Source organism: Streptomyces sp. NPDC049541 (assembly GCF_044465725.1).
Lineage (GTDB): Bacteria > Actinomycetota > Actinomycetes > Streptomycetales > Streptomycetaceae > Streptomyces.
The window spans coordinates 964,957-978,464 of the sequence record NZ_JBITLY010000001.1 but is presented as its reverse complement, the minus strand read 5'-3'; the positions used below and the strand labels follow the sequence as shown (position 1 = coordinate 978,464).

Here is a 13,508-nt window from a genome sequence, read left to right as displayed (position 1 = left end):
GGGGGCTGCGCCCCCAGACCCCCGTCGGCCCAAGGGCCTCGTCCTCAAACGCCGGACGGGCTGAGTATTGCCCCCCGGGCCAAGTTCACCCCTTGAGCGAGACGACGAAGGGCGCCCAGGCGGCGGCGGTGAGGATGAGGGCGGGGCCTTGGGGGGCTTTGGAGTCGCGGACGGGGACGAGGCCGGGGATGTTGTCGGCGACTTCCACGCAGTTGCCGCCGTCACCGTTGCTGTAGCTCGACTTGCGCCAGAGGGCGGCGCCGGGGAAGTCTCTCGCTACCTCCACGCAGTCTCCGCCGCTGCCGTTGCTGTAGCTGCTCTTGAGCCAGAGCGCGTCACTCAAGTCGATCCGGTTGCTTGCCATTTCGGTAATCCTCTGCCGCTGCCTTGATCATGGCCAGGGACGCCTCCGGTGACAGCGCGACGGCCCTGAGGCGATCGTACGACCTGCGGTACTCCTCAACGAGGGCCGGATCGTCGATGGTGTCACCGCTGTGCAGCGACTCCGTGTAGAACAGCGGTGGGGCATCAGGAAAGGTCATAATCTTCGCCGTGCCTGTCATGAACGGATGCGTGCCGCACTTCCGCAGAACAAGCTGCGGAGTGATCCGGCGGCGCTCAGCCAACTCCACAAGCCGGTCGAGCTGTTCAGCCATTTCCAGTGGCGGCAGGATCGGGTCGGTGATCAGCAACTCATGCAGAATCGCCCAGTACTCCGGGGTGCGGTGATCCCTCTCGAAGAGCTGGGCACGCGCCATCCGGGCGCTGACCTTCTCCTCCACCTCACCATCAAGAGACAGCGGGTGAGTCGCCAGGACCACCGCCCGTGCGTAGGCCGGGGTTTGGAGCAACCCCGGGAAGAGGCTGGGGCACCACTCTTCAATTGTCTTGGCGTGCTTCTCCGCCTCTAGGACTTGCTCGAAGTACTGGGCATGCCCGACTCTGCGCGCCTTCCGCACATCCTCGCACCGCCGCTCGAAGAACCCATCGGTCTCCAGCACCCGGTCCGCATGCACGGCAAGATCCAACGGCATCCGGCGCTCCCCGCGCTCAATATCGCTCAAGTACGTCTTGCCGTAGAAGCTGCCCTCAAGGAACGCCTCCAGCGAAAGCCCCACCGCCTCCCTCTTCCACCGCAACTCCTTGCCGTAGAAGGTCGGGACGCTCATCGAGCCGTCAATGTCCTTGCGACGCACCATCGTTCACCTTCCGCTGTCCCGCTCGCGAACGCGAAACCCCTTTCACGGTAGCGATCTCAACGACAACCTGTGAGGAGTTCGTCACACAACGCACAGGAAGGCGAAGCCCCCATGCCCGACCACTCCCCCACGGCCTCGGCCTACGACGTGCCCCTCTGCGTGGAGGAACTCCGCACCGCGCTCGCCCTGCACGGCATCACGTTGCCCTCCCTGCGCGTGGACCTCGCGAGCTTCGCCGGTACGCACACACCGCCCGCCGGCCTCATCACACTCGGGAACTGCAACACCGCAACGGCCCAGGCGCTGGCCACCGCGCTCCGGAAGACGGCAGCCGGGCAGTGACGTTCGAACTCGACCTGCTCGCCACCCCGAAGGCCGTACCGGAACTACGCCACCACCTCCACGCCCACGGCTTCGAAGTCCGCCTGTGCGTGACGGAGTTGCTGACGAACGTCATCGACCACCTCGGCGAGGGCACTCCGGTGACGATCCGCGTCACCGGCACACCCGGCGGCCACACCCGCATCGAGGTCACCGACCCCGACCCGCGCGCCTTGCCGGTCCTCCTCTCCGCCACCGGCACGGCCGAGTCGGGCCGGGGCTTGGCCCTGGTCGACATACTCGCCCGGCGTTGGGGTGTTGACCAGGGAAGGGACCGCAAGACGGTCTGGTGCGAGCTGGCCGCACCGGGGCGGTAGTCGGTCAGCCGTCCGCACACAGAAACCACAAAGAATCACCTGTACGAACACTTCTGTGTATGTCTACAGTGATGCCGCGCATCGGCGGAGCCTGACCACTCCATAGGCGCACATCAGTCAGCGACCGGGGGAACGCCGTCGCTCCGGGGAGGGGTCGCGTCGCCATGTCGTCATACGCCTTTCCGGCCTGCACCCCTGGCTGAACGCAGAACGGAATGCTTCCTTGCACCCCAGACCATGGTTCCGGCTGCCCGGAACGCGAAGATCACGAAAACTCACGTCCGCCGTCACGTCCGTAGCCGCCCTGGCGGTCCTGGCGGGTCTGGCGGTTCAGCCCGGCCTGGCCGGCCTGGGCGCCGAACCGGCGGGCGATTCCTCTCCCTGGTACGACGACACCCCCGCCGAGCAGTTGCGGCAGGACCAGTGCCTGATGGCCCACGTACTGCGGCTGGGCGGGCCGACGATGGCCGCGACCGCGCAGGACGGCCTGAACCAGCCCGCCGACAAGCTGCATGTCCTGGCGAACCGCGAGCACTGGGAGCAGACGCCGCTGGCCGTGGCGTACCAGAAGGACCGGGACGCGGCGAGCAAGCAGATGGACGATCTCGCTGCTCAGCGGGACGCCTGGAAGAAGCCTCTCGACGGCCTGTCGACCCCTGGCGGGTTCACGGACACCGGGTTCCACTGGCCGCCCGACGGCGAGCAGAGCTTCTACAACCAGACAGGTCTGAGCAAGTGGGTCGCCGACCGGTTCTGGACGAACGACTACGACTTCTACCAAGACGACACTCCGAAGGCCGACGACGCGACCCTCAAGGCCGTCGACGCCGTCGGCAGCCCGCTCTACGGCAAGGACCCGGTCGGAAAGACGGAGAAGGACTGGAAGGAGCACGACGCCTTCCAGTGGATGCACGGCGGCTCAGCCCATAACGCGGGCGCCGACGACGCCCGCGTCTTCCTGTCCTCGGGCGGCTTCCCGCGCACCGCGCCGCAGCCGGGCACGCCGGAGTACCGCATCGCGGTCGAGGACGTGAAGTCCCGGTTCGCGGCCTGCGGCTGGCGTGATCCGCTGGACCCGGACAATGTACTGGGCGACATCACCTCCACCGCGGCCGGCGAATGGCAGCAGGAGGTCTCCTCCCAGACCGCCCAGCGCAACCAGATCCTGGACGCGAACAAGACCGCCGTCGACGCCCTGACCAAGGGCGCGAAGGCGCTGAGCGACATGCTGGGGCACTCCTGGGTCGCCGACCACCTCACGCGCTGGCAGGACTACTGGTCCCCGGGCGGCATCGGCTGGATCGGCGACTCCTCGCTTGTGATGAGGGTCGAGGCGGCCCAGGGCAAGTGCCTGGACGCCCAGGGCAGCGGGACGGCCAACGGCACCCCGGTGCAGATCTACACCTGCAACAACAGCGCTGCCCAGGAGTGGAAGTTCGGGGGCCTGTACGACGGCGGTTACTCCCTGTACAACACCAACGCGCGCAAGTGCCTGGACGTGCAGAACGGCAACGACGCCAACGGTACGAAGATCCGGCTCTGGACCTGCAACGGCAGCGCTCCGCAGCAGTGGCAGTTCGACGTCCGCGCCGCCGGTGAGCTACGCAACGCCGCCACCGACAAGTGCCTGGACCTGCACACCTTCACCAACGGCAACGACGCCCAGCTGTACACGTGCAACGGCACCGACGCGCAGAAGATCCGCATCGTCCCCAAAGGACATGACGGCACGGACAAGCTCGACTACCCGAACAAGGCCCAGTTCACCAAGGCCACCGCCGGCATCTCGGCCGCTCAGGCGGGCGTGAAGAAGCAGCTCGCCGTGCTCCAGACGCAGTTGGCAGCCGCGCAGAAGGCAGGAACCAGCTCGGCCACAGCTCTTCAGTCCGCGTACGCCATCGCGGACGCGGCTGGTGCGCCGCGGGGGCGTGGTCTGCTGGTGGGTCAGCAGAAGACACAGGTGACCCGGGGCGCGGTGGCAGCGCTCCAGGCGATGGAGAAGGCCGGCGAGACCGCCGAGGCCGCCACCCGTGCCTCGGCCGGTGACAGCGCGACAATCGCGCAGCGGGCGCTCGCCCAGGCGGCGCAGGCCAAGGCGGAGTTCCGCAAAGAGGCCGCCAAGGCCGCCGAGGAACAGGCCAAGGCGGCCGCGGACGCGGCGAAGGTCCACCGGGACAACGCCAAGAAGGACAAGGAAACGGCCGAGTCCAAGCTCACCGCCGCGCTCAAGGCCGAGGGTGATGCGAAGGCGGCCGCTGCCGACGCCCACGCCAAGCGGCTCGACGCCGAGGCCCAGGAGAAGACCGCCAAGGCCGAGAAGGAGACCGCCGCGGCCAAGCAGGCCGAGGCCGCGGCCGACAAGACCGCCGCCCAGCAGCAGGCAACGGCGGCCAAGGACGCCAAGGACAAGGCCGACGCCGCAGAGAAGACCGCCGAAGGCAAGCGCGACGACGCGGTCACGGCTCGCGACAACGCCAAGGCCAAACGCGACGACGCCTGGGACGCCGAGCAGAAGGCCGCTGCGGCCCGCGCCAAGGCAGACGCCAAGGACGCCTACGCCGACTCGCTGGACTCCGGGGATGCCGCGACCGCCGCCCGTGCCGCCGCCAACGAGGCCGACAAGCACGCCGACGACGCCGAGACCGCCGCGAAGAACGCCCGCGCGGACGCCGACGCTGCCACCCGGGCAGCCGCCGACGCCGACGCCGCCGCCACCCGCGCCGAGGCAGCCGCCAAACGCGCACGCTCCGACGCGGACGCCGCCCAGGCCGACAAGCTGAAGGCCGACGCAGCGGTGAAGACCGCCACCAGCGCCGCAGCCGACGCCATCAAGGCCTCCCAGGACGCGGCCACCGAGGCGAAGACCGCGGTCAAGCTCGCCGACGAGGCCGAGCAGCACGCCAAGGACGCCAAGACCCAGGCGGACGCGGCGAACACCGAGGCCGGCAACGCCCTCGCGGCCTCCGCGAAGGCCGCCGGATACGCCCACGTCACCGCGCAGGCGGCCGTGGACGCGGGCAAGGCGGCCGAACAGGTCGCCAAGCCGGCCAACGACGCCGTCCAACTCGGCTCGCCGTACGTCGACACCGACTCGGCCGCCGGTCTGGTCGTCCTGACCGGCCAGGCATCCAAGTCCATCGCCGACCAGCAGCAGGCGGTCGCCGACGCGCACGCCAAGAACGCCGCAGCCGAGGCAGACGCGGCGAAGAACCTCGCCGACCAGGCCAAGGGCGACGCCAAGGAGGCCTACCAGCACGCGGCCAACGCGGCCCAGTACGCCGCCGACGCCCGCACCTACTCCAAGCAGGCCCTCGGCTACGCGGCCGACGCAGCCAAGGCCGCCGCGGCAGCCCAGCAATCCCTGGCCCGCACCATCGACTACGACAAGCAGGCCGCCGCCGACGCGGCAGCAGCCGACACCGCGGCCGGCAACGCCGAGGGCTACGCCAAGGACGCCCGCGCCTCGGCCGACGCCGCCGCCCTCGACGCCGAAGCCGCCCGCACCGCAGCCAGCCAGGCCGAACAGGACGCCAAGGACGCCCGCGCCGCCGCCACCCGCGCCGACGCAGCCGCCACCGAAGCCGAACAGGCCGCCAAGGACGCCGCCAAATACGCCAAGGAAGCCCAGGACGCGGCTGAGCGGGCGGAGACAGCAGCCAATAACACCAGCGTTCAGAAGGGAGCGTCGGCCGGCAACGTCGGCAACGTCTTCTACGTCGACCGCATCGAGACCGTCGGTGAGCCGGAGAACGTCAAGAAGGACAACTGCAACGTCATTGTCCACATCGGGAACTGCACGGTCACGGCCACCCTCACATACAAGGTCGAGATCGACGTCTACCTCTGCACGGCGCTGGACCTTCCCGCCACCCAGGCGGGATGTCCCGAGTGGGAGACGCTGTTTCTCGGAACGCAGCCGGTCAAGCCCCAGAAGCAGACGGTCACAAAGACCCTCTCGATGACTGAGTTCAACTCGGGTATCGACCCGGTGGACATCCTCATCGGCCACTGGATCGACTGCGCGAAAAAGGTGGCCCCGGGAGTCGATGGCGGAAGCTGGGGCGGTTGTGGCTGGGCAGGCGTGGACATCGCAACCTTCGTCTTCGGCGGCAAGATCACCGAAGCCGTGGTCAACAGCATCCGCGCCCTTGACGCCTCACTGCGTACCGGGATCGGCGTCAGCGATGCCTACAAGGCTCTCAGGGCTCTGGACATGGACCCCAGCGCCGTCGCGAACATCGGGCGTACGGTGTCCGCGTACGAGGACGACGTCGCAACCGCCTGCCAGGCCGTCAGCGCCCCTGGTATCACCAGGATGGCAGCAGCGGGCGTCGGCCCTCCGTGCAAGTTCTGGAAGTTGACCGACTTCGGAGGTCAGCGTGTCTACCAGCGGGACGACCTGATCAACCCCGACTACGTCTCACCCCAAGACCCCTACGGTCGGACCAACCTGAAGCGCATGCAGCAGGGGCTCGCCCCGATGGGCCCGGGCAGGACTGCGAGTGGTGGAGTGGACAAGCCTCTGAATCTTCACCACATGCTTCAGACTCAGGACGGGCCGATCGCCGAGGTGACGGATGCCATGCACTTCGACAACTACGGCAAACTTCACTGGAAGTCGGGCACTAAGATCCCCAGCGGAATCGACCGGCCCGAGTTCGAGAAGTGGAAGAAAGCGTACTGGCAGAACAGAGCGAAGGATTTCGGATGACGAGCGGTCTACAGGCAGCCGAACAGGCGATCAGGCTGATGCGTGCCCACGAGGACATCGTGCAACATGGCGACGGCTGCCCAGCAGAGGTGATCGCCAGAGCCGAGGCTGAGATGGGTCTTGTTTTCCCTCCCTCATATCGGCGCTTGATCGAAGAGTTCGGAACGTGGGAGATTCCCCCCACTGAGTTCCCTGGCGTATATAAAACTCCGGCCCTGGGAGACAAGTTGTTGGGCTCTCCTGCGTACACCCTGGAGGACCGCGAGGTACTGGGACTGCCGCACCACTTCTTGGTCGTCATGCATGACGACGTCTGGGAAGTTGTCGTCCTCGATACCTCGCAGCCGGACCAGGCAGGCGAGTACCCGGTTTACGCGTGGAACCCCGGGGTTCTGGAGGGCGGGCTCATGGAGAAGGTCTCGGACAACTTCGGAGAGTTCACGCTCGCCGAGTGCCGTCAGAAGCTTGGCTGATCCTCCCTCGAGAGCGAGCCTGGACAGGGGTCCGCACACCAACCGTGCGGACCCCCTCGGCCTCTGCACACTTCAGCCTCAAACCAGCGACACAGCACATGGTGATCGACAACGACATCAAGGGCATCACGGTCATCGACCGAGTCGGCCCCAAGTGACAAGACCCTGGGGTGTCACCCGCATGCAGGCGGGAGACACCCCAGGGCCGTCACCTCAGCGACGAAAGCGATTTCGCATGAGCTACAGCCTTTCGCTCTACAAATTCGTGGAAGGCAGTGACGCGCCCGCGCCCGTCCCCTTGGACATGCGCGTGGTCCAAGCCGTCCTCAGCGCTGCAGCGCCTCCGCCTCCTGCGGGACGTGGGAGGCAACCACGCGCTGCCGCCCCGCCGCAGGAACCCGCCGCCGGTCCACCGCGTACGCCACGCCAGCCACCGCAAGGCCGAGCACCGCCAGCCCCGCCCCCGCCAGCGCCGGAGAGGTGACCCCGAAGCCCGCCGCCAACGCCAACCCGCCGATCCAGGCGCCACCCGCATTCGCCAGGTTGAACGCCGCCTGGTTCGCCGACGACGCCAAGGACGGCGCCGCCGACGCCTTCTCCATGACCATCAGTTGGAGCGGCGACCCGGTGATGAAGGCCGACGCGCCCAGCAGGATCACCGCCAGGGCCGCGGTCCACGTCGTCGACATCAGCAGCGGGAACAGGGCCAGGACACCCGCCAGGGAGACCAGGCCGCCGAACAGCGTCCCCCGCAGCGAGTGGTCCGCCAGGCGGCCGCCCAGCAGGTTGCCCGCCGTCGCGCCGACGCCGAACAGCGCCAGCAGCACCGTCACGCTGCCCTCGGCGTACCCGGCGGAGTCCGTCAGCATCGGTGTGATGTAGCTGTACGCGGCGAACAGCGCGCCGAAGCCGGCGACCGTGGTGCCCAGCGCCAGCCAGACCGGCACGGAGCGCAGGGCCGCCAGCTCACCGCGCAGGCCCGCTGCCGGGGCGGCGTGCGTGTGGTCGTGCGGGATCAGTGCCGCCAGGGAGGCGATCGCCGCGAGGCCGATCGCGCTGACGCCGAGGAACGTGGCCCGCCACCCCAGGTGCTGCCCCATCAGCGTGGCGACCGGTACGCCCACGACGTTGGCGACCGTCAGGCCGAGGAACATCAGCGAGACCGAGCGGGCCTTGCGCTCCGGCGCGACCAGGTTCGTCGCCACGACCGCGCCCACGCCGAAGAAGGCGCCGTGCGGCAGACCGCTCAGGAAGCGGGCGGCGAGCAGCCAGTCGTAGCCGGGGGCGAAGGCGGAGAGCGCGTTGCCCGCCACGAACAGCGCCATCAGGCCGATCAGCACCGTACGGCGGGACATCCGCGCGGTGACCGCGGCCAGCAGCGGGGCGCCGATGACGACGCCCAGCGCGTACGCCGAGACCAGGTGCCCGGCGGTGGGGAGGGAGACGTGCAGGTCGGCCGCGACGTCGGGCAGCAGGCCCATCATCACGAACTCGGTGGTGCCGATCCCGAAAGCGCCGACGGCCAGAGCGAGCAGGGCCAGGGGCATGAAGAGGCCTGTTCCTTTCAAGGTCAAAGGGAGAGCTGAGTTCCGTACCAGCTTAAGTTCAGTTACGGAACAAAGTCTCTCGGGCCCAGTATTCCGGGAGGTTACGACCCGGTGGCGAGGCTCACACGGGCAGCGATCGGGAGGTGGTCGCTCCCGGTACTCGGCAGCGTCCACGAGGTCACCGGCTCGATGCCCTGGACCATGATCTGGTCGATACGCGCCATCGGGAACGAGGCCGGCCAGCTGAACCCGAATCCGCTGCCCGCCGCGCCCTGCGTGGAGCGCATCTGGGAGGTGACGCCGTTCAGGGAGCGATCGTTCATCGTGCCGTTCAGGTCGCCGAGCAGCACCTTCCGCTTCAGCGGCTCCCGAGCGATGGCCTCGCCCAGCGCGTTGGCGCTCTTGTCGCGCTGCCGGGCCGTGAACCCGGCCTCCAGCTTCACCCGCACGGACGGCAGGTGGGCGACGTAGAACGCGACCTGACCCTCCGGCGTGGTCACGGTGGCGCGCATGGCGCGCGTCCAGCCCAGCTTGATGTCGACGGCCCTGACCCCGGTCATGGGGTACTTGCTCCACAGCCCGACGGTGCCCTGCACCGAGTGGTACTTGTACGTCGACGCCAGCGCCCTCTCGTACACCGGCACCGCCGACGGGTTCAGCTCCTCCAGGGCCAGCACGTCCGCGCCGGACGCGGCCACGTCGCGGGCCGTTCCCGAGGGGTCGGGGTTGTCGGCGTTGACGTTGTGCGTGGCGACGGTCAGGTCGCCGCCGCCGACGGTCTTGTCCGTCAGCAATCCGCCGAAGAGATTCAGCCAAACGGCCGCGGGCAGCACCACCGCGATCAGCGCGGTCGCCGACCTGCGCACCAGCGCGAGCAGGAGCAGCAGCGGGACCAGGAGACCCAGCCAGGGCAGGAAGGTCTCGGTGAGGCTGCCCAGATTGCCGATGCGGTTCGGGATGCGGGCGTGCAGCAGCATCACCAGGGCCAGGATCACCGCGAGCGCGGCGACGACCAGGCCACGGCGCCAGATTCTCGGGTCGCCCCGCCATCCGGAGACCATGCGGTTGAGCAGGCGCCGAAGCCGGTCTCCCCGGTGCTCGGGCCCCGAGCCGCCGTTGTCCGTCTCCGTCACATACGCCTGCTGCGCCATACCGCGTCGCCTCACTGCCTGCCGTGCAACCCGTCCGTCCCCCCGTATCTGAAACCCTAGGGGATGATCGAGCCCGTCCCTGCCGTCGCATGACGGCCGTACGGGCACGAGGACGACGAACCCGGCGCGACGAGTTCCGGAGGCACCCCCGGAAAGCGCCCTCTGTGACGCAACGCGCACATTCCGACTAGGCGGTTGAGGATGTGACGGACCGTGGTCCATCGACGGGTCGTAGCCCTTCGAGAAGGGTGTCCACGATCCGCTCCGACAGACCCTCGGAGAGGTCGATCTCCGCGTCCACCTCCGGACGCATGACGGTGCGCACCAGCATCGGGCCGATGATCAGGTCGTTCAGCAGGTCGATGTCGACGTCCGCGCGGAGTTCGCCGTTCTCCTGACCGCGGCGCAGGATCTCGATCTGCAGTCTGCGCCGCGGCCGGACGACGGACGCGTGGTAGGCGGCCCAGACCTTGGGGCTGCTCTTCATCTGCGCGAACACGTTGTGCAGGAGAGCCGAGCTGCGGGTCGCGACGCCGCGCTGCCGCAGCTGCTCCAGGAGGGCCACCAGGTCGTCGCGCATGGAGGTGCCGGGGAGTTCGGCGTCCGAGGGCTCGGCGGCGCGTACGACGTCGACGAAGAGCTCCTCCTTGCCGCTCCAGCGGCGGTAGATGGTGGCCTTGCCGACGCCCGCCGTGCGGGCGATGCGCTCGATGGAGAGTTCGGCGAGCGGGACGCCGTCCTCCAGGAGCTTCAGCACGCCCTCTATGACGGCGCGTTCGACCGCCTCACTGCGGGGGCGTCCCCGTGTGGGCATCCCGGGAGGGGCCGGACTGTCGGCGAGGCTCACTTCTGCGTCCCTTCGTTGTGCTGGAGCAATTCTCCCTGCTCCCCGGAGCGGCGGAAGACGCTATTCCGCCGCTGCCACCAACTCCTGCTCCTCCTCGCCCTTCTGACGGACCGGCGGTTTCCCGGGCAGGAACACGAAGGCCACGAGCGCGCCGAGGACCGCGACGACCGTGCCGCACAGCGCGGTGACGTGCATGGCGTGCAGGAAGGAGTCGTTGGCCGGGGTGACCAGGGCCCTGCCCTGCGGGCCGAGCTTCGCCGCGACGCCGAGGGTGGCCTCGATGGACTCACCGGCCGTCTCCCGCAGCCCGGCCGGAAGGTGCCCGAGCTTGCCCTCGATGCCGTTGCGGTACGCCGTCGACAGCACCGAGCCGAGGACCGCGATGCCGAGTGCGCCGCCGACCTGGCGGAAGGTGTTGCTCAGCGCGGACGCGGAGCCGGCCTTCTCGCGCGGCAGGGACTGCATGATGACGACGCTGGTCGGGGTCATGACGTGGGCCATGCCCGCACCCATGAGGAAGAACACGACCTCCAGGACCCAGATCGGGGTGTCCGCCTCGAAGCCCGCGAACGCGGCGAGCATCCCGGCGAGCAGCAGCAGTCCCACCCCGGTGGTGACCTTGTTGCCGAACCGGTCGACGATCAGCCGGGCCCGCGGCGCGAAGATCATCTGCGCGGCGGCCAGCGGCAGCATCAGCAGACCGGACTGCAGCGGCGAGTAGCCGCGCACGCTCTGGGTGTAGAACACGGCGAAGAACGTGACGCCCATCAGCGCGAAGAAGACCAGCGCGATGGCGGCCATGGCGGCCGAGAACACCTTGTTCTTGAAGTACGTGACGTCGAGCGAGGGGTGGTCGCTGCGCTTCTCGAAGACGACGAACGCGGCCAGTACGACGAGACCGGCGGCGATGGTCGACAGCACCTGGGCGTCCCTGAAGTCGGCGAGCTCGCCGCCCTTGATGATGCCGTAGACGAGCAGGACCAGGCCCACCACGGACAGCAGGACGCCGATGGGGTCGAGCCGGCCGGGGCGCGGGTCGCGGGAGTCGGGGACGAGCCAGATCATCAGGGCGAGCGCGAGGAGCACGATCGGCACGTTGATCAAGAAGACCGAGCCCCACCAGAAGTGGTCGAGGAGGACACCGCCGGTGATCGGGCCGATGGCGATGGCGAGGCCGACACCGCCGGCCCAGATGCCGATGGCCTTGGGCTGCTCCTCGCGCTCGAAGACGTTCATGAGGACCGCGAGGGTGGCCGGCATGACGAAGGCCGCACCGAGGGCCATCAGCGCGCGGTAGGCGATCAGCTGGCCGGGCGAGCCGGACTCGGCGGCGAGCGCGGAGCCGACGCCGAACACGACGAGACCGCCGAGCAGCACCTTCTTCCGGCCCACCCGGTCGCCGATGAGGCCCGAGGTGAACAGCAGACCCGCGAAGACGAGCGTGTAGGCGTTGATCGCCCACTCCAGCTCGCTCTGGGTGGCGCCCAGCCCGGTCGGGGCCGGGGTGGAGATCGTCTTGATCGCGACGTTCAGGATCGAGTTGTCGAGCACCACGATCAGCAGGCTGAGCATCAGGACGCCGAGGATGGCCCAGCGGCGCCGGTGTACGACCTCGGGTATCCGGGGTGCGGGAGCGGGTGGAGTCGTCATGCCGTCCAGGCTAGGTGATTTCCGATACGAGACCGTGTCGTATCGTAAATATTTTACCCGGGCCTTACGTACGCCGACGCCTACGGCATCCGTGCGTACGTGACGGAGTACCCTCTGGCCCTGGCTGGCACGAAGTGCCACCATGGGGGTGATCCGGGGACGCCGTCAGGGCGCCTCGAGATGACTGAAGGAGCCGTTGCAATGACGCAGCTTTCGGCTGCCCAGACTGTCCAGAACAGGTCCTCCGACGGCAGCAAGACGCTGTACGGGGGCAAGGGCACCCGCCGTATCACCGTTCGCGACATCACCCTCGCCAAGGAACGCGGCGAGAAGTGGCCCATGCTCACCGCCTACGACGCGATGACCGCGTCCGTCTTCGACGAGGCCGGCATCCCGGTGATCCTCGTCGGCGACTCGGCGGGCAACTGCCACCTCGGGTACGAGACGACCGTGCCCGTCACCATGGACGAGATGACCATGCTGTCCGCCGCGGTCGTACGCGGCACGCAGCGCGCCCTGATCGTCGGGGACCTGCCCTTCGGCTCCTACCAGGAGGGTCCGGTGCAGGCGCTGCGCTCGGCGACCCGGCTGGTCAAGGACGCCGGGGTGGGTGCCGTGAAGCTGGAGGGCGGGGAGCGCTCGCACGAACAGATCCGGCTGCTCGTCGAGTCCGGTATCCCGGTCATGGCGCACATCGGGCTGACCCCGCAGTCCGTGAACGCGATGGGTTACCGGGTGCAGGGGCGTGGTGAGGAGGCCGCGCAGCAGTTGCTGCGGGACGCGAAGGCCGTGCAGGACGCGGGGGCGTTCGCCGTCGTGCTGGAGCTGGTGCCGGCGGAGCTGGCGGCCGAGGTGACTCGGGTGCTGCACATTCCGACGGTCGGGATCGGGGCGGGGCCCGAGACGGATGCGCAGGTGCTGGTGTGGACGGACATGCTGGGGCTGACCTCCGGTCGGGTGCCGAAGTTCGTCAAGAAGTACGCGAACCTGCGTGAGGTCATGGGGAACGCGGTGAAGGAGTTTGCGGAGGACGTGGTCGGCGGGGTGTTCCCGTCGGAGGAGAACTCCGTCCACTAGAGCCACAGCGGCACAGAGGCAGCCCGTCGATCTTCCCCCGTCGACGGGCTGCCGTTTTGTTTCCTCGCCCCCGCCGCCCCTTCCCGTCCCGACCCGGGGGCCAGCCCCCGGACCCCCGCTCCGCAAACGCCGGAGGGGCTTTGAACCCGTCCGGC

11 protein-coding genes are annotated in these 13,508 nt (G+C 68.7%); 5 read left to right on the top strand and 6 right to left on the bottom strand.

Annotated elements, in window-relative coordinates; all coding sequences use genetic code 11:
• Positions 1–85 precede the first annotated feature (85 nt).
• Both ACIBW9_RS04480 and ACIBW9_RS04475 read right to left on the bottom strand, forming a co-directional pair.
• The gene (locus ACIBW9_RS04480; RefSeq protein WP_398951100.1) at positions 86–364 is read right to left on the bottom strand and encodes a DUF397 domain-containing protein; all 279 of its coding nucleotides are present in this window, start codon (positions 362–364) and stop codon (positions 86–88) included.
• Positions 336–1,199, bottom strand: a complete 864-nt coding sequence (locus ACIBW9_RS04475) for a helix-turn-helix transcriptional regulator (RefSeq protein WP_398951098.1) — start codon at positions 1,197–1,199, stop codon at positions 336–338. The genes ACIBW9_RS04480 and ACIBW9_RS04475 overlap by 29 nt, the downstream gene beginning before the upstream one ends.
• A gap of 111 nt (positions 1,200–1,310) precedes the next feature.
• On the opposite strand from ACIBW9_RS04475, the gene ACIBW9_RS04470 reads away from it, so the two are divergent.
• From ACIBW9_RS04470 to ACIBW9_RS04455, 4 genes are all read left to right on the top strand, one after another.
• A complete protein-coding gene (locus ACIBW9_RS04470) occupies positions 1,311–1,541 on the top strand; it encodes a hypothetical protein (protein ID WP_398951097.1) in 231 nt (76 codons plus the stop codon).
• Positions 1,538–1,897: an ATP-binding protein gene (locus ACIBW9_RS04465; RefSeq protein WP_398951095.1), complete on the top strand. Its 360-nt coding sequence runs from the start codon at positions 1,538–1,540 to the stop codon at positions 1,895–1,897. Before ACIBW9_RS04470 ends, ACIBW9_RS04465 begins: the two co-directional genes overlap by 4 nt.
• Before the next feature lie 223 nt (positions 1,898–2,120).
• Positions 2,121–6,608 (top strand): RICIN domain-containing protein, encoded by a 4,488-nt coding sequence (locus tag ACIBW9_RS04460; RefSeq protein ID WP_398951093.1) that lies wholly within the window; start codon positions 2,121–2,123, stop codon positions 6,606–6,608.
• Complete coding sequence (locus ACIBW9_RS04455; protein WP_398951091.1) at positions 6,605–7,081, top strand: SMI1/KNR4 family protein; 477 nt, start codon at positions 6,605–6,607, stop codon at positions 7,079–7,081. The genes ACIBW9_RS04460 and ACIBW9_RS04455 overlap by 4 nt, the downstream gene beginning before the upstream one ends.
• A 326-nt stretch (positions 7,082–7,407) precedes the next feature.
• Here ACIBW9_RS04455 and ACIBW9_RS04450 read toward each other — a convergent pair whose 3' ends face one another.
• The 4 genes from ACIBW9_RS04450 to ACIBW9_RS04435 all read right to left on the bottom strand — a co-directional run bounded on the left by ACIBW9_RS04450 (position 7,408) and on the right by ACIBW9_RS04435 (position 12,276).
• Entirely contained in the window at positions 7,408–8,628 is a 1,221-nt protein-coding gene (locus ACIBW9_RS04450) for an MFS transporter (protein WP_398951089.1), read from the bottom strand.
• A 101-nt stretch (positions 8,629–8,729) separates the two neighbouring features.
• Complete coding sequence (locus tag ACIBW9_RS04445; protein WP_398952096.1) at positions 8,730–9,689, bottom strand: endonuclease/exonuclease/phosphatase family protein; 960 nt, start codon at positions 9,687–9,689, stop codon at positions 8,730–8,732.
• Between the two features lie 277 nt (positions 9,690–9,966).
• Positions 9,967–10,626 (bottom strand): TetR/AcrR family transcriptional regulator, encoded by a 660-nt coding sequence (locus ACIBW9_RS04440; RefSeq protein WP_398951087.1) that lies wholly within the window; start codon positions 10,624–10,626, stop codon positions 9,967–9,969.
• A gap of 60 nt (positions 10,627–10,686) precedes the next feature.
• Positions 10,687–12,276, bottom strand: a complete 1,590-nt coding sequence (locus ACIBW9_RS04435) for an MFS transporter (RefSeq protein WP_398951085.1) — start codon at positions 12,274–12,276, stop codon at positions 10,687–10,689.
• Between the two features lie 201 nt (positions 12,277–12,477).
• Between ACIBW9_RS04435 and panB the strand changes: the two genes are divergently transcribed.
• Positions 12,478–13,353, top strand: a complete 876-nt coding sequence (gene panB, locus ACIBW9_RS04430; protein WP_398951083.1) for a 3-methyl-2-oxobutanoate hydroxymethyltransferase — start codon at positions 12,478–12,480, stop codon at positions 13,351–13,353.
• Positions 13,354–13,508 lie beyond the last annotated feature (155 nt).